Source organism: Streptomyces sp. SAI-170 (assembly GCF_049739565.1).
Taxonomy (GTDB): domain Bacteria; phylum Actinomycetota; class Actinomycetes; order Streptomycetales; family Streptomycetaceae; genus Streptomyces.
In genome coordinates this window covers 7,121,981-7,140,223 of sequence record NZ_JBMGQD010000001.1, presented here as the reverse complement: position 1 = coordinate 7,140,223, position 18,243 = coordinate 7,121,981, and the positions used below count along the sequence as shown (strand labels likewise).

The window sequence follows — 18,243 nt, the reverse complement described above, 5'->3', positions numbered from 1 at the left end:
GCGTGCACGGCAAAGGCCCCGGCCCTAGGGGGCCAGGGCCTGCTGCGAGGGACGAGGTCGCTCAGCCGTTGGGGCGCAGGGTCCACACGACGGTCATCTCGGTGGTGACGGCGCCGTCCTCGCGCTGGATGGAGACGGCGACCGGGAACTCGGGGCGCTTGCCCTCGTCGAGCTCCGCGACGACCTCGGCGATGGGGCGGCCGAGGGTGGCGGTGGCCGTGACCGGGCCGAGCGCGATCTTCTTGAACGCGATCTCGGCGGTCACCGGCAGCGGCACGGCCCGCGAGAGCTGGTCGCCGAAGGCCGCGAGCACGATCGCGCCGCTCGCGGACTCGCCGAGAGTGAACATGGCGCCCGCGTGCGGCCCACCGACGTGGTTGCGGTACTCGCTCTGGTCCGGCAGGACCAGGACGGCCTTCTCCGGGGTGGTCTCCAGGTACTCGAGGTTCAGGGTGCGAACCATCGGCACCGTGGCGGCGAGCAGCTCGCCGATGGACATCTGATCTGCGCTCATGGCGAGGATGTTACCCACGAGTAGCCAGCGATGGCCAGAGCCGTGGGCCACGGGTGCGGGCATGTTGGTACGTCCCTGACAAGGCCCGGTGACCGAATCGTGTCCGTGACAGCACTAGGGTTACGGCACATGTGGCCAGGACAGCAGCCGCCCGGGGGCGAGCAGAACCCGCAGACGAACAACCCGTACCAGCAGCCGGGGTACCAGCAGCCGAATCCGTATCAGCAGCCCGGCTACCAGCAGCAGCCGGCGCCCTACGGGCAGCAGCCGCAGTGGGGGGCTCCCCAGCAGCCGGGTGCGCCCCAGCCGGTGACCCCGCCCGGGGGCCTGCCGCAGACGCTGCCCGGCGGCGGGGGCGGTGGAGGCGGCGGGAACCGGACCAAGCTGGTGGCGATCATCGCGGCGTCGGCGGTGGTGCTGACCGCCGCCGTGACCGGCTTCCTGGTCCTGGGCGGTGACAAGGAGGACACCGCAGGCGGTGACGGCAAGAAGGACAAGGCCAGCCAGTCGCCCACCCAGTCCACCGAGTCCGCCGACCCCAGCCCCTCGACGAGCGGCTCGGACGACAACCCGCGCGGTGGCGAGACCATCCAGCCCACCATCGCGGGCTGGAAGGTCGTCGTGAACCCCAAGTGGGGCATCGCCTTCGACGTGCCGGCGGACTGGGAGGTGCAGTCCCCCACGCTGTCGATCGGCTTCGAGGACGACAAGTCCGAGGACGGCAAGCCGCTGATCATGATGTCGGCGCCCGCCTACTACAAGTCCAAGTGGTGCTCGACCGACGAGAACAAGGACGGCCGCACCGAGGACTCCCACCTTGCGGCGGTCGGCACCAAGGGCGCGGACGGCGCGAAGAACACCGACGAGGTCGCGGTCAACCAGGTGCCCTGGTGGGTCTACGGCGGCTACACGCAGCCCGACAAGAAGAGCATCACCTTCGACAAGAAGGCCACGGCCTACACCACCACGTCCGGCATCACGGGCAGCCTCGCCTGGGCCCAGTCGACGAACACCCCGCAGAAGGGCAAGTGCGCCAGCGACGGCAAGGCGGTGACCTTCGGCTTCAAGAACTCCGACGGCGCCTTCGTGGCCTGGAACTTCTACGGCGCCAAGGGTGTCACGGGCGAGGTGCCGAAGGCGACCATCCTGAAGATCCTCAGCACGGTGCGGCTGCACGGCGACCCGACGGAGAGCTGAGCGCGGCCCCTGCCCGGCAATGCGTTTGGCAAAGGCGGGGCCGGGCAGGGATAGTCGGCCGGTGAACACCGCCGCCGACTCGCCCCGCCCCGCCCGCCGTCTGCGCAGACCCGAGTGGGCCGGGCGCAACTACAGCCTGCTGACCGCGGCCGCCTTCGTCACCAACCTCGGCACCCACGGCGCCCTGATCGCCGCCGCGTTCGCCGTGCTGGAAGGCGGCGGCGACAGCGGTGACGTGGGCCTGGTGGCCGCCGCCCGCACCCTGCCGCTGGTGCTGTTCCTGCTGATCGGCGGCGCGGTCGCGGACCGGCTCCCCCGGCATCGCGTGATGGTCGCGGCCAACGCCCTGAACTGCGTCTCCCAGGGCCTGTTCGCCGTCCTGGTGCTGGCGGGCGAGCCGCAGCTGTGGCAGATGATGCTGCTGACCGCCCTCGGCGGCACCGGGCACGCGTTCTTCAGCCCGGCGGCCGAGGGCATGCTGCTGTCGTCGGTCTCCGGGGAGCAGGCGAGCCGCGCGTTCGCGGTGTTCCGGATGGCCATGCAGGGCGCGGCCGTCGGCGGCGCGGCGCTGGGCGGCGCCCTGGTCGCGGCGTTCGGGCCGGGCTGGGTGCTGGCGGCCGACGCCGCCGCGTTCGCCCTCGCCGGGGCGATGCGCGCCTTCCTCGACGTCGGTCACATCCCGCCGCGCGACGCGGGCGGCGGCCTGCTGGCCGACCTGCGGGAGGGCTGGCAGGAGTTCATCGGACGGCCCTGGCTGTGGGGCATCGTCGTGCAGTTCTCCATCGCCAACGCGGTCGTCGGTGCCGCCGACGCCGTCTACGGCCCCCTCGTCGCCCGCGACCACCTGGGCGGGGCGGCCCCCTGGGGCCTGGCGCTGGGCTTCTTCGGCGCGGGCACGGTCGCCGGAGCCCTGCTGATGACCCGCTGGAAGCCCCGCCGGCTGCTGTTCGTGGGTACGCTGTGCGTCTTCCCGCTGGCCCTGCCCTCCGCCGCGCTCGCGATCCCCACGCCGGTCGGGGTGCTGTGCGCGGTGATGTTCCTGACCGGTGTGACGCTCGAGGTGTTCGGCGTCTCCTGGATGACCGCGCTGCACCAGGAGATACCCGAGCACAAGCTCTCCCGCGTCTCCGCCTACGACTGGTTCGGCTCGGTCGCCCTGATGCCCCTGGCGACCGCGCTGGCCGGGCCCGCGGAGTCCGCCTTCGGGCGCACCGAGGCGCTGTGGGGCTGCGCCGTGAGCATCGTCCTGGTCACGGCACTCGTCCTGCTCGTGCCCGACGTGCGCCGGCTGCGCCGCCGTACCAAGGAGGTCACGGCACAGCCCGCCCCGAACGGCTCACCCGATCCCGAACGCCCCGTCGGGGGGCACGGGTGAGGGCACCGCGTCCTCGTCCCGCACCGGACGCGCCGCCCCGATGAACCGGCGCAGTCCGCCGCCCTCCTCGACCCGCGCCGGAAAGGCGTCGGCCGCGGTGCGCCGGGCCAGCGCCGCCGTGTCGACCGGCCGGTGCGCGGCGACGAGCACCGCGTTGCCGAACCGCCGCCCGCGCAGCACCCCGGGCTCGGCGATCAGCACCAGCTCCTCGAACACCGCCCCGAAGGTGGCGAGTTGGGACCGCAGGAAGTCGAAGGGCGCCCCGTCGGCGAGGTTCGCCACATAGACACCGTCGGCCCGCAGCACCCGCTCGACCTGCCGGGCGTAGCCGAGCGTGGTCAGATGCGCCGGCACCCGCGACCCGCCGAACACATCCCCCACGATCACATCGGCGGAGGCATCGGGCGCCTTCTCCAGCCACGCGAACGCATCCGCCGCATGCGCGCCGACCCGGGCATCCGCGGGCAGCGGCAGGTGCTCGCCCACGAGTTCCAGCAGCCCCTGATCGGCCTCGACGACGTCCTGCCGCGACCCGGGCCGCGTCGCCGTCACATACCGGGGCAGGGTGAACGCCCCGCCGCCGAGATGGACGACATCCAGCGGCACCCCGTCGGGCGCCACGGTGTCCAGGACATGCCCCAGCCGCCGCGCGTACTCGAACTCCAGATGCTCCGGCTCGTCGAGATCCACGTACGACTGGGGCGCCCCGTCCACGGTCAACAGCCACGCCCGCGCCCGGTCGACATCGGGCATGAGCTTGACGACGCCGAAGTCGGTGACACGGCTGACGGGGATGGGTTCGTTCACTGCTCCATTGTGCCTGGAGGAGGTGCCGTCAAGGGGCACGGGGAACTGCGCGACCAGCCGAAACGGGCCGGCAGTCCCCCACGAACCGAAACCACCCTCACAGAACGGCGATCACAGTCCCGGCCCCCACAGTCCGTCCACCCTCACGAACGGCAAACCCGAGCCCCGGCTCCAGCGGAACCTCACGGCCAAGCTCGACGGTCATGGTGACGGTCTCCCCAGGCCGAGCGACACCGCCCTCCCCCAGATCGGCCTCACCCACGACATCCGCCGTACGGACGTAGAACTGCGGCCGATACCCGCTGACGACCGGCGTCGTACGACCGCCCTCCTTGCCCGAGAGCACATACACCTGAGCCCGGAACCGACTGCGCGGCACCACACTTCCCGGCGCAGCCACGACATGCCCGCGCCGCACGGCATCCCGAGGCACCCCCCGCAGCAGCAGCGCCACGTTGTCCCCGGCCTGCGCCTCCTCCATCGGCTTGCCGAAGGTCTCCAGCCCGGTGACGACGGTCTCGACACCCGCCCCGAGCACCTCGACCCGGTCCCCGACGCGTACGACACCACGCTCGACGGCACCGGTGACCACGGTTCCGCGCCCGGTGATGGTGAGGACGTTCTCGACGGGCAGCAGGAACGGCGCGTCGAGGTACCGCTCCGGCATCGGCACATACGTGTCCACCGCGTCGAGCAGCGCCTCGATCGACGCCGTCCACCGCGGGTCCCCCTCCAGTGCCCTCAGCCCGGAGACCCGTACGACGGGCACGGAGTCACCGCCGTAGCCGTGCGCGGTGAGCAGGTCGCGGACCTCCAGCTCGACCAGGTCGGTCAGCTCCTCGTCCCCGGCGTCGGCCTTGTTGAGCGCGACCACGATGTGGTTCACGCCCACTTGCCGGGCGAGCAGCACGTGTTCGGCGGTCTGCGGCATGATCCCGTCGAGCGCGGAGACGACGAGGATCGCCCCGTCGAGCTGCGCGGCGCCGGTGACCATGTTCTTGACGTAGTCGGCGTGACCGGGCATGTCGACGTGCGCGTAGTGCCGGGTGTCGGTCTCGTACTCGACGTGCGCGATGTTGATGGTGATGCCGCGCGCGGCCTCCTCCGGGGCGCGGTCGATGCGGTCGAACGGCACGAACGTGCCGGCGCCGCGGTCGGCGAGGACCTTGGTGATGGCGGCGGTCAGGGTGGTCTTGCCGTGGTCGACATGACCCATCGTGCCGATGTTGAGATGCGGTTTCGTACGGACGTACGCCGTCTTGGGCATGGCTGTACCTCAAGGCTGTGCGAAGGAAGTCGGGACCCCGGGAACCCGCCGACCCTCTTCCCCTGCGGGGTCCGCCGGACTGTCCGGGGAGGGTCAGCTTCGGGCGCCGTCGACAGCGGCCAGGAGGATCAGGACGGCAGCCTTCGGGGCATCCGCGACCGCGGATGCTGCGAGAAGGAAGGCGTGCCGGAACATGCGTAGATCATCGCGGAGGCGGGGCGCGGCGTCGAACGGTTTTCGGCGGTACGCCCGTTCAGGCGGGGACGTTCCGTTCAGCCGAGGATGTTCCGTTCAGGCGGGGATGTTCTTCAGCGCCTCGCGCACGGTCAGCGGCGCGAACCGGCCGCGCTCGTGCGCGAGGAAGTCGCGTACGGCGTCGGGGTCGGTCTTGGCGTACTCGCGCAGGGCCCAGCCGATGGCCTTGCGGACGAAGAAGTCGGGGTGGCCGGAGCGGCGCAGGCAGTAGGCGAACAGGCGGGCGGTGTCGGTGCGTTCCTCGTAGCGGAGCTGGTGCAGCAGGGCGGCGCGGGCGATCCACAGGTCGTCGTCGGCGATCCAGGCGTCCATGTCGGCGGTGAGCGCCGGGTCGGCCGCCACGAGCGGGCCGACGACGTGCGCGGCGAGCAGGTCGACGGTGTCCCACCAGGAGTCGGTGCGGATCAGGTGCCGGACCACGGGCAGGAACCCGGAGGAGCAGCGGCCGACGTGGCGGCGCAGGTAGTCGACGGCGAAGTAGCGGTACTCCCGCTCCGGCAGCCGCCAGCAGCCCAGCGCGAGCGCGGTCAGGTCGGCCTCGTCGGGACGGGGCGTGCCCGCGGTCACGGCGCGGGACAGGGCGCGGCGCTCGGGGGTGGCCACGCCCAGGAAGGGGCCCACGTCCTTCATGTACGCGCGCATGCCCACGGCCCGCTCCGGGTCGGCCGCGGCGGCGTAGACGTCGGTCAGCCGCTCCAGCAGGGTGTCGGCCAGAGCACTGCGCGGCACCGCGGTCGGGCCGGTACCTGTGACGCTCATGAGACGAACCATACGGCGATCACACACACCTGTCGGTTAATGTCACCGGATGCCGCTCGATGCCACCACCCGTTCTGGGGGCACGGCCACGGTCTCGCACGGGACCGCTGAGCTCGCCGTCGTCGCTGTTCCTGTCCGCCTCGGTCTCGCGGGTCGCTGTACAAGAGCCCTGCTCTCGCCCTGGGCCCGGTTCGCGCTGCTCGTGTCGCTGCTCGTGGGCGCGGCTGCGGCTGTGCTGCTGTTCGAGCCGCAGCGGTTGCTGGCGGACGGCTGGCCGCCGCAGTTGGGCGGTGCGGCCGCGGCGCTGGTGTTCGCGCTCGCGTACGGGCTGTGCACGGTGGCGTTCGTGCCGCGGCCGTTGCTGAATCTGGCCGCGGGTGCGTTGTTCGGCACGCAGTTGGGGCTGGGCGCGGCCGTGGCGGGCACGGTGCTCGGGGCCGGGATCTCCTTCGGTCTGGGGCGGGTGCTCGGGCAGGACGCGCTGCGTCCGCTGCTGCGGGGCCGGCTGCTGACGGCAGCGGACGGGCAGCTCAGCCGGCACGGGTTCCGTTCGATGCTGGCGGTGCGGCTGTTCCCGGGCGTGCCGTTCGCGGCGGCGAACTACTGCGCCGCGGTGTCCCGGATGGGCTGGCTGCCGTTCCTGCTGGCGACGGCGCTCGGGTCCGTCCCGAACACCGCCGCCTACGTCGTCGCGGGCGCCCGTGCCTCCACGCCGACCTCGCCCGCGTTCCTGATCGCGATGGCCTGTATCGCCGTACCGGCGCTGGCGGGCGCGGTGGTGGCCTGGCGCAAGCGGCATCAGCTGCGCGGGCGCTGACCCCTGAGCCGAGGGCTCACCCTACGGGTCAGACGGCCTCGACGATCATCGCGTTGGCCAGCCCACCGGCCTCGCACATGGTCTGCAGCCCGTACCGGGCCCCACGCTCCCGCAGGGCGTGGACCAGGGTGGTCGTCAGGCGGGTGCCGCTGGCGCCGAGCGGATGGCCGAGGGCGATGGCGCCGCCGTGCACGTTGACCTTGGCCAGGTCGGCGCCGGTCTCCTGCTGCCAGGTGAGGACGACGCTGGAGAAGGCCTCGTTGACCTCGAACAGGTCGATGTCGTCGAGGGAGAGGCCGGCCCGGCGCAGCACCTTCTCGGTGGCGGGGACGACCCCGGTCAGCATCAGCAGCGGGTCGGAGCCGGTGACGGCGAAGCTGTGCAGGCGGGCGAGGGGGCGCAGGCCTAGGCGGGCCGCGGTCTCGCTGGAGGTGATCAGGACGGCGGAGGCGCCGTCGTTGATGGGGCTGGCGTTGCCCGCGGTGACGTTCCACTCGATCTGCGGGAAGCGCTCCCCGAAGCCCGGGTCGTAGTAGGCGGGCTTGAGCCCGGCGAGGATCTCGGGGCTGCTGCCGGGCCGGACGCACTCGTCGCGCGAGACGCCCTCCAGAGGCGCGACCTCGGCGTCGAACAGGCCCTTGTCCCAGGCGGCGGCCGCCTTGTGGTGCGAGGAGACGGCGAAGGCGTCCATACGGTCCCGGGTGAGGGACCACTTGGCGGCGATCAGCTCGGCGCTGATGCCCTGCGGGACCAGGCCCTCGGGGTAGCGCTCGGCGACGCCGGGGCCGAAGGGGTCGGCGCCGGGCGGCACGTTGGACCACATCGGCACGCGGCTCATCGACTCCACGCCACAGGCGACGACCATGTCGTAGGCCCCCGAGATGACGCCCTGGGCGGCGAAGTGCACGGCCTGCTGGGAGGAGCCGCACTGGCGGTCCACCGTGGTGGCGGGGACCGTCTCGGGGAAGCCGGCCGAGAGGACGGCGTAGCGCGTGGTGTTCATGGCCTGCTCGCCGACCTGGTCGACGGTGCCGCCGATCACGTCGTCGATCAGCACGGGGTCGACGCCGGAGCGCTCGACGAGGGTGCGCAGGGTGTGGGCGAGGAGTTCGACGGGGTGGACATGGGCGAGGGCGCCGCCTGGCTTTCCCTTGCCGATGGGGGTGCGTACGGCTTCGACGATGACTGCGTCACGCATGTGGGGCCTCCTGTGAGGGGCAGGGGCGTCCGGTCCGTGGTGCCGTGGTGCGGGTCGGCGACCGGCGCGATTACCGGTGAGTAGGAATTTCAAACTCACCATAACGCCGTGGGTTGGAAAATCAAACCCTCTAGGAGCCCTCTAAGTTTGAAAACCGAACTCTCCCCTAGACTTGGCCGCATGGCCGCCACCAAGGACCCCCGCCCCTGCTCCATCGCCGACACCCTGGCGCTGGTCGGCGAGAAGTACTCCCTGCTCGTGCTCCGCGAGGTCTGCCTGGGCAACGGGCGCTTCGACCAGCTCGTGCGCAACATCGGCGCCCCGCGCGACGTCCTGACCACCCGCCTGCGCCGGCTCGTGGACGCGGGCATCCTCACCAAGCGCGTCTACAGCGAGCGCCCGCAGCGCTTCGAGTACCGGCCGACCCCGGCGGGTCTCGAGCTGGAGCCGCTGCTGATGGTCCTCAAGGAGTGGGGCGACCGGCATCTGAACGAGAACGACCGTCCGATGGTGGTCGAGCACCACTGCGGCCATGAACTGGTCCCGGTCGTCACGTGCAAGGCCTGCGGCGAGGAGGTCCGCCACGAGGACCTGACGGCCCACCCGCAGAGCCCCGGCTGGACGCTCTCGGGCCCTACAGCGGCCTGAGGCCGTGCAGGAACGCGCGCACCGCCCGGTCGAACTCCTCGGGCGCTTCGAGGTTGCTCACATGCCCCGCCCCGGGCAGCACCACGAGCCGGGCGCCCGCGATGGCCTCCTGGAAGGCGCGGGCGACGCTCAGCGGTGACCGCGCGTCCAGCTCGCCCCACACCAGCAGCGTGGGCACGGCGATCTCGGCCAGCAGGTCGCTCTCGTCGGCCTCGGCCATCATGAACAACTGCGCCCCCATGGTCTCCGGCCGCACATCCCGCGCCATCGCGTCGAGCAGCGGCACGAACGCGGCCGGCGGCCGACCGGCGAAGAGCCCCGGCAACGTCGGATCGAACTCCTCCCGCGGCACCGCGAGCATCCGCCGCGCGCCCGCCACCCGCGCCGCGACCTCCTCGGGCGGCAGTGACCCCTTCCAGCCGGCGTACGTGTCGACGAGGATCAGCGACCGCACGAGCTCCGGGTGATGCCGGTACAGCTCCAGTACGACGGTCCCGCCCCAGGACAGCCCGGCGACATGGGCCGGGCCGAGCCCCACGTGCTCGATCACGGCGGCCAGACAGTGCGCGAAGTCGGCGAGCTCGAAGCCGGGCGGCAGATCGGAGGAGCGTCCGGCGCCGGGCTCGTCCCAGGAGACCACCGTGAACTCACCGGCCAGCCCGGCCAGCTGCGGCTCCCACATCCGCCCGTCGAGTCCCGCCCCGTGCACGAGCACCACGGGAGGCCCGTCCCCCACCCGCACATAGGCGACGTCGACCCCACGTGCGCGTACCGTCGTCGCCATACCACCAGCCTAGGCACGGCGGCACCCGCCGTCGCGGCGACGGAGTGCCTCCCCGTGCGCTCAGCCGGCCTCGTAAACCTCCAGCCGCCCGCACATCCCGAACCGCCCCCGCTCGGCGGGCGACTGCGCGCGTACGGCCGCCTCGGACAGGTGGGAGACGTCCCCGTCGGCGAGCCGGTCGAGCTGCTCCCCCGTCGCCTCGGCCGCCGCCCGCGCCCCCTGCCGCCACCGCTCGCGCCATTCGGCGAGCCGGGGTCGTACGAGCGCGGCGGCCGCCCGGTGGAAGGCGGCCAGGGCGTCGGGGCCCTCGGCCGCACACAGGGCGCGGTAGCCCTCCAGGGCGAGGTCGCGCCGCGCGCGGGCCAGACGCGCCCGCTCCTCCTCGGGCGCGTCGGCGGGAAGGGCCGTCACGCGCGCGTACAGCTCAGGATCGGCGAGGTAGCGCGGCGGCAGCGTCAGCACCGCGTCCCCCGCCTCCGGCAGCCCGCTGTTCTGCATCAGGACGGTGATGGTCAGGTCGCCGTCGTTCACCAGCCGGTGGATCGTGCCCGGGGTGAACCAGGCGACCGTGCCCGGCATGAGCGGGGTGACCTCGTAGCCGGACGTGGTGAGCGTCTGCACGGCCCCGCGCCCGCCGGTGACGACGTACGCCTCCGAACAGACCAGGTGGAGGTGCGGAGTTCCGCCGCTCACCCCGTCCGCGGCGGGCCAGTCGTACACGCACAGCCGCGACACGGCGACACCGCCCGGCAGCCCGGCGTACGGGACCGGGCTCACCACGGGTGCGCCCGCAGGTACTCGGCGATCTCCTCCCGCTCCCAGGCCCCGTCGGCCACGACGACCCGGTAGCGGCGGGTGAGCGTGTCGCCGGGGGCGAGTTCCAGCTCGTCGAAGAACGCCCAGGAGGGGGCGACCGCGGCGAAGGGGTCGTTGCGCACGAACCAGTGGGCGGGATGGCCTCCCGCCGAACCCGCGTGGTCGTTCTCGGGGGCGTGCGCGAAGACGAGCGTGGCGCGGCCGTCGACGCCGTCGTGCTCGCCGGAGTACGCCAGCCAGGGCGCCTGTCGCCCCATCAGGCCGGGCCCCTCGCCGTCGGGCGCGAGGACGCGGCCCTCGCGGAAGGCGCGCGGGCCCCGCCAGAACAGGCCGGTGTAGCCGGCCATCTCCCGCCCGGCCGTGGTGGGACTGCCGAACCGCAGCGGCTCCGTGCGCCGGTTGGTGACGGCGCTCGTCCAGGTCAACGCCCAGGCACCGACGGCCGGTTCGACGTCATGGACCTCGATCCGGCGCACCTCGTCGGCCCACAGCGCACCGTCGTACGGATGCCAGGTCAGCCGCTCGGCGATCACGGCACGGCCGTCAAAGGCGGCGACCTCGTCGAAGCCGGCGTGCCGCATCGAGCCGACGCGCTCTGGTAGTTCGAGATATCCCTTTCCGTGGACGTATGTGTTGCCGCCCCACAGGTTCGCGCCGGACAGATGCGAGGCGGTCAGCGCCAGGCCCTTGTGCCAGCGGTGGTCGTTGGGCCGGTAGTCGGTGACCACGGCGCCGGAGAGGGTGCGCAGCGGATGGACGTACGGCTTGGGCGCCTCCCAGGCGGCCTTCGCGTGGCCCTCCGCCCCGTAGACGTAGGCGAGGAGTGCGACGCCGGTGGCCGGGTCGGTCACCGTGATGCGCTCGCCGTGGGTGTGGACGAGCGCCAGGCCGGCGGTCATGCACGCACCTCCGCGGCCACGGCGGGCGCCCAGCCGGGGGCACCGCCGTGCAGTTCGGTGTAGTAGGGGTCGCCGGGGCCGATGCCGCCACGCTGCACCGTGGTGTCCGTGAACGCCGACTTGTACAGCGCGGTGACCAGCTCCAGGCTCTTGCGCCCGTCCGCCCCGCTGCTGCGCGGCCGCTGCCCCGCGCGCATGCTCGCCACCAGCTCGCGCAACTGCGCCAGGTGCGAACTCGGCACGTCCTCCCCGAAGTCCTGCCAGGCCGCGGCCTCCTCCTCGGGCACACCGGGCGCGGGGGTGATGCGCCAGTCGGCGTTGGCGTGGCCGTACAGGTGGGTGAGTTCGACGGTGGCGCGTTCGCAGTCGACGCGGATGCGGCTGACCTCGTCGGGGCTGAGGACGCTGTTGACGACAGTGGCCAGCGCGCCGCTCTCGAAGCGGACCAGGGCCGTGGAGACGTCTTCGGTCTCCACGTCGTGCACCAGCCGCCCGGCCATCGCCCGCACCTCGCTCCACGGGCCGAGCAGGTCCAGCAGCAGGTCGGTCTGGTGGATGCCGTGGCCCATGGCGGGGCCGCCGCCCTCGGTGTGCCAGCGGCCACGCCAGGGGACGGCGTAGTAGGCGGTGTCGCGGTACCAGGTGGTCTGGCAGTGCGCGACGAGCGGCCGCCCCAGGGCGCCTTCGGCGAGCAGCCGCCGTACGTGCGTGGCCCCGGAACCGAAGCGGTGCTGGAAGACGATGGCGGCGTACGGCCCTCCGTCCGCGCCTTCCTCGGCCTCGACCGCGTCGAAGTCGGACAGCGACGGCACCGGCGGCTTCTCGCACCACACCCACGCCCCGGCACGCAGCGCGGCGACGGTCTGCTCACGGTGCAGCGTCGGCGGGGTGCAGATGGTGACGAGGTCGGGCCGCTGTTCGCGCAGCATCCGCTTCAGGTCGTCGTAGGCGTACGGGACACCGCCCTCGGCGCAGAAGGCGCGGGCCGCGTCCGCGTCGATGTCGACGGCCGCGACGACCTCGGCCTCCCCCTCCTCGGCGAGCCGGGCGAGCGCCGGCAGATGGGATCCGCGGGCGATGGCGCCGGTGCCGACGATCGCGGCCCTGATGGGGCGTCCGGCGAGCGACGGGAGGGGATGGTCCATGTCAGGGCTCCACGAGGTTGCGACAAGCGTGACAGCAAGGGCGACAGTAAGCGCTTTCTCCGCTGCAACGTAAGTGCCCTCCGGGCGAGCGTCAACACCCCGGCCCGATCATCCGACGATCATCACCGAAGCCCCTGCGTCATGGCCCGTCACCCGAGGACGCTACGCTGCCCCTCAACACACCGACCTCCGCGCACGGGGGTTCGGTGTGTCCGTCGCCCGTTGCACGATCGGCACTCTTGGACTCCGTAACTTCATGTCTTGGTTCGAATCACTCATCCTCGGACTCGTCCAGGGGCTGACCGAGTTCCTCCCCGTCTCCTCGAGCGCGCACCTGCGACTCACCGCGGCCTTCTCGGGCTGGGAGGACCCGGGGGCGGCTTTCACGGCGATCACGCAGATCGGCACGGAGGCGGCGGTGCTGATCTACTTCCGCAAGGACATCGGCCGCATCCTGTCGGCATGGACGCGCTCACTGTTCGACAAGGCGGCCCGCAAGGACCACGACGCCCAGATGGGCTGGCTCGTGATCGTCGGCTCGATCCCGATCGGTGTGCTCGGCGTGACGCTGAAGGACCAGATCGAGGGCCCGTTCCGTGACCTCCGCATCACCGCGACCATGCTGATCGTGGTCGGTGTGATCATCGGCATCGCCGACCGGCGCGCGGCCCGCGACGAGACGGGCGGCAAGCACCGCGCCGCGCGTCCCCGCAAGGGCCTGCAGGACCTCGGCGTCCGCGACGGCCTCATCTTCGGCCTCTGCCAGGCCTGCGCCCTCATCCCGGGCGTCTCCCGCTCCGGCGCCACCATCAGCGGCGGCCTCTTCATGGGCTACCAGCGCGAGGCCGCGGCCCGGTACTCCTTCCTCCTCGCCATCCCCGCCGTGCTCGCCTCCGGCACCTTCGAGCTGAAGGACGCCCTTGAGGGCGGCCACGTCTCCTGGGGCCCGACGATCTTCGCCACGATCATCGCGTTCGCGACGGGGTACGCCGTCATCGCGTGGTTCATGAAGTACATCTCCACCAAGAGCTTCATGCCCTTCGTCTGGTACCGCGTCGTCCTCGGCATCATCCTGGTCGCGCTGGTCACGATGGGCGTCCTGAGCCCGCACGCGGCGGAATCGGCGGGCTGACGCCACACCGCCTTCCCGTCACACCGGGCTCCCGCGGCACCGCGCCGCGGGAGCCTTCGCATGTGTGCCCGTCGCCGGCCGCGCCCTCGGCGGAGAGGAGCGCCCTCTGCCGGGCCTCGGGCGCCGATCCGGATGTGGTCGCGCTGCTGGAAAGGGCGTGCACCGGTGACACCACCGCGGAGTCGGCGAGGTGGCTCGCGGACTTGACGAAGTCGACCTGAACTCGCTTCTCGACGCCTGGCCGGAAGAGCCCGCGCGGGCGGCCGGGCTGTGCGGATTCAGCCAGGGACGGAACAGCAACCTCCGCGCTCACCTGGTCGAACAATCGCCAACTTGCTGGAGTTCTACGCCACGGCCGCCCGGCTCGGGCCATGTGCCGTGGTGTGGGTGGACTGAGCGAGGGGTCAGTAGCGGAGCCCGGCCGTGGCTGATCCCCCACCGTTAGCGTAGTCAGCCGGTAGCGCTCTGTCAGTGCTTGCCCCTAGGCTTGCCCGCATGTCCCCCGATTCCGAGGCCCCTGGTTCCGTGCGCTCTGCCGCGGAGGTCAACGAGCGGATCCGCGCGTTGTGGCGGCGCGCGGGCGGCTCGCTGAGTGCTCAACAGCGGGCGGAGTACGAGCTGTTGGTGGTCGAGTGGGCCAAGGCGATGCGCGAGGAGGTGCTGGAGGCGGCCTGAGCTGGGAGGCGCCGTCCGGTCAGGAGGCGGCCTGAGCGGGGTCGTCGGCCAGTCAGGGAGCGCTCTGAGCGGGGTTCGCCGGCCGGTCACGACCGCAGGTGCGTGACCAGAGACTCGGCAGCGGTCACAGCCGCAGGTGGCTCACCAGAGACTCGGCAAGCGATCACGACCGCAGGTGGCTCACCAGAGACTCGGTCAGCGATCACGACCGCAGATGGCTCACCAGAGACTCGGCGAGCGGATACGGCCGCTCCGGCGGCAACAGCGCGCCGGCCGCCCGCAGTTCGCGGGCCCGCACCAGCGCGTGCAGCTTCGTGGCCAGGGGTGTCACGTCCTCGATGCCGACGATCCATTCGTCCGCGTAACGTGCCGCCGCCTCTCCCGCGAGCCCCAGCTGAAGCGACCGGTGCGGCAGCGGGTTCAGGTGCAGATCGCGCTCCGGGTCCCACTGCACGCGCGCGGGCGACCGCCTCAACTGCCTCTTCCAGGCGGCCTGATCGGGGTGCAGCCCGGGGACGTAGTGGGACAGGCAGGAGTTGTTCAGGGCCCACTCGAAGCCGTCGCGGGTGATCTCCACGGCGAGGACCGTCTCCTGCCCCTCCTTCGTCCCCCAGCCGCAGCGGTACATCATCCACAGGAACGACGGCTTGATCCAGGTCATCCGGTCCCGCTTCCAGGAGGACGGGAAGCGGCCGTCGCGCGCAGCCGGTCGGCCGATCTCGGGACGGTAGGCCTGGTAGACGGTGATCGTGCTGTCCGTGTAGCGGGCGCGGACACGGAATCTGGGCTCTTGTGCGGTCAGGTGCTGCTCTTCGTTCACCGGCCCAGACTCGCTGCCACCACGCCGGTCCGGCCAGCGAATATCGCCGCCGACGCCCCCGCTCTCGGGCCGGAAGGGATCATCCCGGTCGGCCGGACAGGCCAATATCCCGCACGCCCCCTTGGCTCCGCACGCCCCGCCCCCGACACTGAGCCGATGACGCAGCGCGTGGAGCTCGCGACCGTGATGGATCGGCTGGCCGTGGACGGGCTGATCACCGACTATGCCGTGGCCGTGGACGACGGCGACTGGGAGGCGTACCGAAGGCTGTTCACGCACGACGGGCGGGCGGACTACCGCTCCGCGGGCGGCATCGAGGGGAACGCGCGGGACGTCGCCGTATGGCTGGCGGACAGCCTCGGGGTCTTCCCGATGAGGCAGCATCTGATCGTGAACCGCCGGGTGCGGTTCGAGGTGCTGGAGCGCGACACCGGGGACACCGCCCGTGTGCAGGCCGACTACATCAACCCCATGGGCACCACCGCGCCGGACTTCGTGTGCGGCGGCCGGTACGCGTTCGCGCTGGTCCGGACGGACGACGGCTGGCGGCTGCGCGAGGTGATCGTGCGCGAGAAGTGGCGGCGCCTGCCGGACCGTGCCGCCGCTCCTGTGATCAACTGAGCCGATCCGCGTCCGTCGGTGTCCGGCGCCGCCCGTGATCGTCCTCTGTACCGAGATCGTCGGCGGGGTGACACTGGAGGCCCACCGGGGTAGGGAGGCGCCGTATGAGGACGTTCGGCCAGTGGCTCGCCTCCCCGTGGCGGCGCTCGACGCTCGCGGCGCTCGCCGGGGCGCTGCCCATGTTCGCTTTCCCGGCCCCGGCCCTGTGGTGGTGCGCGCCGGTCGCGCTGGTGCCGTGGATCCTGCTGGCGCGCACCGCGCCGACCGGGCGCAGAGCGGCGTACGACGGCTGGTGGGGCGGGTTCGGCTTCATGCTGGCCGTGCACCACTGGCTGCTGCCGAGCCTGCATGTGTTCACGTTCGTCATCGCGGCCCTGCTCGGCGCGCTGTGGGCGCCCTGGGGCTGGCTGGTGCGCCGCTGCCTCGGGGGTGAGCCCGGCCCGCGCAGGGTCGGGGTCGCGCTGGTCGCCCTGCCGTCGGCCTGGCTGGTGGTGGAGCTGGTGCGCTCCTGGGAGGGGCTCGGCGGGCCGTGGGGCATGCTCGGTGCCAGCCAGTGGCAGGTGGCGCCCGCGCTGCGGCTGGCGTCGGTGGGCGGCGTATGGCTGCTGAGCCTGCTGCTGGTGGCGGTGAACGCCGCGGTCGCCGCGCTGATCGTGGTGCGCGCCGCCCGGCTGCCCGCGCTCGCGGCGCTGCTCGCCACGGCCGCCGCGACCTCGGCCGCGTGGCTGTGGGCGCCGCGCGCGGACGTCGAGAAGCAGGTGCGTCTCGCCGTGGTCCAGCCGGGTGTGATCGAGGGCGACGACAGCGGGGACCGCCGCTTCGACCGCGAGGAGCAGCTCACCCGCGCCCTTGCCGGGCAGGATCTCGACCTGATCGTCTGGGGCGAGAGCAGCGTCGGCTTCGACCTGGGGGCCCGCCCCGACCTGGCCCGCCGGGTCGCGGCGCTGTCCCGGGACACCGGCACCGAGATCCTGGTCAATGTCGACGCCCGGCGCTCGGACCGGCCCGGCATCTACAAGAGCTCCGTCCTGGTCGGCCCCGACGGCCTCACCGGCGACCGCTACGACAAGATGCGCCTGGTCCCGTTCGGCGAGTACGTGCCCGCCCGCTCCCTGCTCGGCTGGGCCACCTCCGTCGGCAAGGCGGCCGGCGAGGACCGCAGGCGCGGCACCGAGCAGGTGGTGATGGACGTCGACGGGCTGAAGGTGGGGCCCATGGTGTGCTTCGAGTCGGCGTTTTCGGACATGAGCCGCAGGCTCACCAAGGACGGCGCCGACGTCCTGATCGCCCAGTCGTCGACCTCGACGTTCCAGCACAGCTGGGCGCCAGGGCAGCATGCCTCGCTCGCCGCCCTGCGCGCCGCCGAGACCGGCCGCCCGATGGTGCACGCCACCCTCACCGGAGTGTCCGCCGTGTACGGGCCCGACGGTACGCGCGTCGGTTCCTGGCTCGGCACCGGGGCGAGCGCGACCCGGGTGTACGAGGTGCCGCTGGCGTACGGCACGACGCCCTACGTCCGCTTCGGCGACTGGCCGGTGCACGCCGCCCTGCTGGTGCTGGCGGCGCTGGGCGCGGCGGAGGCCGCCCGGACGCTCAGGCCGCGCCGGAACGCTCCTGAACCGCACGCACCACCCGCTCGCACAGCTCGTGAGTGGCCAGCGCGTCCCGTGCGCTGAGCACCTTGCCCGTGCGCACGGCGTCCAGGAAAGCCAGCGCCGCCTGCTCGATGCCGCGCTGCCGGGCCACCGGCACCCAGTCGCCGCGCCGCCGTACGGTCGGCTGGCCCTTGTGGTCGATCACCTCGGCGATGTTGAGCACCTGCCGCTTGGTGTCCTGCCCGGAGACCTCCAGGATCTCCTCGGTGGAACCGCTGAGCCGGTTCATCACCCCGATCGCGGTGAAGCCGTCCCCGGCGAGCTGGAGGACGACATGGTGGAGCAGACCGCCCTCCACACGCGCGCGTACGGTCACGTCGTCGATCGGGCCGGGCACCAGGAACCGCAGGGTGTCCACGACGTGGATGAAGTCGTCGAGGATCATCGACCGCGGCTCCTCGGGCAGCCCGACGCGGTTCTTCTGCATCACGATCAGCTCGCGCGGATGGTCGGCGCACTGCGTGTACGCGGGCGCGCAGCGCCGGTTGAAGCCGACCGCGAGCGACACCCCACGCTCCTCGGCGAGCCGCACCAGCCGCTCGGAGTCGGCGAGTTCGTACGCCAGCGGCTTGTCGACGTACGTCGGTACGCCCGCTTGGAGCAGCCGCGTCACGATCTCCGGGTGCACCGCGGTCGGCGCGTGCACGAACGCCGCGTCCAGCCCCTGCGCGAGCAGCGCGTCCAGGTCCCGGTGCCGCTGCCCGGCCGGCAGATGCAGGCTGTCGCCGACCCTGTCGAGGGTGGCCGGCGTACGCGTCTGGAGATGGAGCTCGATCCCCGGCTGCGTCCCGAGCACCGGCAGATACGCCTTCTGCGCGATGTCACCGAGTCCGATGCAGCCGACCTTCACGGGGAACTC

The 18,243-nt window shown here is 72.3% G+C and carries 19 protein-coding genes; 8 read left to right on the top strand and 11 right to left on the bottom strand.

The window, feature by feature from the left end:
• Positions 1 to 61 precede the first annotated feature (61 nt).
• Complete coding sequence (locus RKD23_RS32150) at positions 62 to 499, bottom strand: DUF4442 domain-containing protein (protein ID WP_404040121.1); 438 nt, start codon at positions 497 to 499, stop codon at positions 62 to 64.
• A gap of 144 nt (positions 500 to 643) precedes the next feature.
• Here RKD23_RS32150 and RKD23_RS32145 point away from each other — a divergent pair, with 144 nt between their 5' ends.
• Positions 644 to 1,711: a hypothetical protein gene (locus tag RKD23_RS32145; protein WP_424856871.1), complete on the top strand. Its 1,068-nt coding sequence runs from the start codon at positions 644 to 646 to the stop codon at positions 1,709 to 1,711.
• Positions 1,712 to 1,730: 19 nt separating this feature from the next.
• Positions 1,731 to 3,086, top strand: coding sequence for an MFS transporter (locus RKD23_RS32140; protein ID WP_424856870.1), 1,356 nt, complete (start codon positions 1,731 to 1,733; stop codon positions 3,084 to 3,086).
• Here RKD23_RS32140 and RKD23_RS32135 read toward each other — a convergent pair.
• From RKD23_RS32135 to RKD23_RS32125, 3 genes are all read right to left on the bottom strand, one after another.
• Entirely contained in the window at positions 3,048 to 3,893 is an 846-nt protein-coding gene (locus RKD23_RS32135) for a spermidine synthase (RefSeq protein ID WP_424856869.1), read from the bottom strand. The two genes, RKD23_RS32140 and RKD23_RS32135, sit on opposite strands and share 39 nt — an antisense overlap.
• Positions 3,894 to 3,990: 97 nt before the next feature.
• A complete protein-coding gene (tuf, locus tag RKD23_RS32130) occupies positions 3,991 to 5,160 on the bottom strand; it encodes an elongation factor Tu (protein ID WP_424856868.1) in 1,170 nt (389 codons plus the stop codon).
• Between the two features lie 291 nt (positions 5,161 to 5,451).
• The gene (locus tag RKD23_RS32125; RefSeq protein WP_424856867.1) at positions 5,452 to 6,174 is read right to left on the bottom strand and encodes a DNA alkylation repair protein; all 723 of its coding nucleotides are present in this window, start codon (positions 6,172 to 6,174) and stop codon (positions 5,452 to 5,454) included.
• 49 nt (positions 6,175 to 6,223) lie between these two features.
• Here RKD23_RS32125 and RKD23_RS32120 point away from each other — a divergent pair, with 49 nt between their 5' ends.
• Positions 6,224 to 6,991 carry a TVP38/TMEM64 family protein gene (locus RKD23_RS32120; protein ID WP_424856866.1) on the top strand — a complete coding sequence of 256 codons (768 nt, stop codon included), beginning with the start codon at positions 6,224 to 6,226 and terminating at the stop codon, positions 6,989 to 6,991.
• Between the two features lie 28 nt (positions 6,992 to 7,019).
• Here the strand turns inward: RKD23_RS32120 and RKD23_RS32115 are convergent, their stop codons facing one another.
• Positions 7,020 to 8,189, bottom strand: a complete 1,170-nt coding sequence (locus RKD23_RS32115; RefSeq protein WP_424856865.1) for a thiolase family protein — start codon at positions 8,187 to 8,189, stop codon at positions 7,020 to 7,022.
• A 180-nt stretch (positions 8,190 to 8,369) separates the two neighbouring features.
• Here RKD23_RS32115 and RKD23_RS32110 point away from each other — a divergent pair, with 180 nt between their 5' ends.
• Positions 8,370 to 8,837 carry a winged helix-turn-helix transcriptional regulator gene (locus tag RKD23_RS32110; RefSeq protein WP_404039901.1) on the top strand — a complete coding sequence of 156 codons (468 nt, stop codon included), beginning with the start codon at positions 8,370 to 8,372 and terminating at the stop codon, positions 8,835 to 8,837.
• Here RKD23_RS32110 and RKD23_RS32105 read toward each other — a convergent pair.
• The 4 genes from RKD23_RS32105 to RKD23_RS32090 are packed head-to-tail and all read right to left on the bottom strand — an operon-like array spanning position 8,824 to position 12,481.
• A complete protein-coding gene (locus RKD23_RS32105; RefSeq protein WP_424856864.1) occupies positions 8,824 to 9,621 on the bottom strand; it encodes an alpha/beta fold hydrolase in 798 nt (265 codons plus the stop codon). The genes RKD23_RS32110 and RKD23_RS32105 overlap by 14 nt on opposite strands.
• A gap of 60 nt (positions 9,622 to 9,681) precedes the next feature.
• Complete coding sequence (locus RKD23_RS32100; RefSeq protein ID WP_424856863.1) at positions 9,682 to 10,401, bottom strand: cupin domain-containing protein; 720 nt, start codon at positions 10,399 to 10,401, stop codon at positions 9,682 to 9,684.
• Positions 10,395 to 11,336 (bottom strand): PmoA family protein, encoded by a 942-nt coding sequence (locus tag RKD23_RS32095; RefSeq protein ID WP_424856862.1) that lies wholly within the window; start codon positions 11,334 to 11,336, stop codon positions 10,395 to 10,397. Before RKD23_RS32095 ends, RKD23_RS32100 begins: the two co-directional genes overlap by 7 nt.
• Positions 11,333 to 12,481, bottom strand: a complete 1,149-nt coding sequence (locus RKD23_RS32090; protein WP_424856861.1) for a Gfo/Idh/MocA family protein — start codon at positions 12,479 to 12,481, stop codon at positions 11,333 to 11,335. The genes RKD23_RS32095 and RKD23_RS32090 overlap by 4 nt, the downstream gene beginning before the upstream one ends.
• 256 nt (positions 12,482 to 12,737) lie before the next feature.
• On the opposite strand from RKD23_RS32090, the gene RKD23_RS32085 reads away from it, so the two are divergent.
• Together RKD23_RS32085 and RKD23_RS32080 are read left to right on the top strand one after the other, a co-directional pair.
• On the top strand, positions 12,738 to 13,613 hold the full coding sequence (locus tag RKD23_RS32085) for an undecaprenyl-diphosphate phosphatase (protein ID WP_424856860.1): 876 nt from the start codon (positions 12,738 to 12,740) through the stop codon (positions 13,611 to 13,613).
• Between the two features lie 495 nt (positions 13,614 to 14,108).
• Positions 14,109 to 14,288, top strand: a complete 180-nt coding sequence (locus RKD23_RS32080; protein WP_399643817.1) for a hypothetical protein — start codon at positions 14,109 to 14,111, stop codon at positions 14,286 to 14,288.
• Between the two features lie 202 nt (positions 14,289 to 14,490).
• Here RKD23_RS32080 and RKD23_RS32075 read toward each other — a convergent pair whose 3' ends face one another.
• Complete coding sequence (locus RKD23_RS32075; protein ID WP_424856859.1) at positions 14,491 to 15,108, bottom strand: DUF4291 domain-containing protein; 618 nt, start codon at positions 15,106 to 15,108, stop codon at positions 14,491 to 14,493.
• A 156-nt stretch (positions 15,109 to 15,264) separates the two neighbouring features.
• Here RKD23_RS32075 and RKD23_RS32070 point away from each other — a divergent pair, with 156 nt between their 5' ends.
• Complete coding sequence (locus RKD23_RS32070) at positions 15,265 to 15,729, top strand: nuclear transport factor 2 family protein (RefSeq protein ID WP_424856858.1); 465 nt, start codon at positions 15,265 to 15,267, stop codon at positions 15,727 to 15,729.
• Positions 15,730 to 15,833: 104 nt separating this feature from the next.
• Entirely contained in the window at positions 15,834 to 17,405 is a 1,572-nt protein-coding gene (gene lnt / locus RKD23_RS32065; RefSeq protein ID WP_424856857.1) for an apolipoprotein N-acyltransferase, read from the top strand.
• On the opposite strand, the gene RKD23_RS32060 is transcribed toward lnt, so the two are convergent.
• The gene (locus RKD23_RS32060; protein ID WP_424856856.1) at positions 17,323 to 18,234 is read right to left on the bottom strand and encodes a Gfo/Idh/MocA family protein; all 912 of its coding nucleotides are present in this window, start codon (positions 18,232 to 18,234) and stop codon (positions 17,323 to 17,325) included. The two genes, lnt and RKD23_RS32060, sit on opposite strands and share 83 nt — an antisense overlap.
• Positions 18,235 to 18,243: the final 9 nt, after the last annotated feature.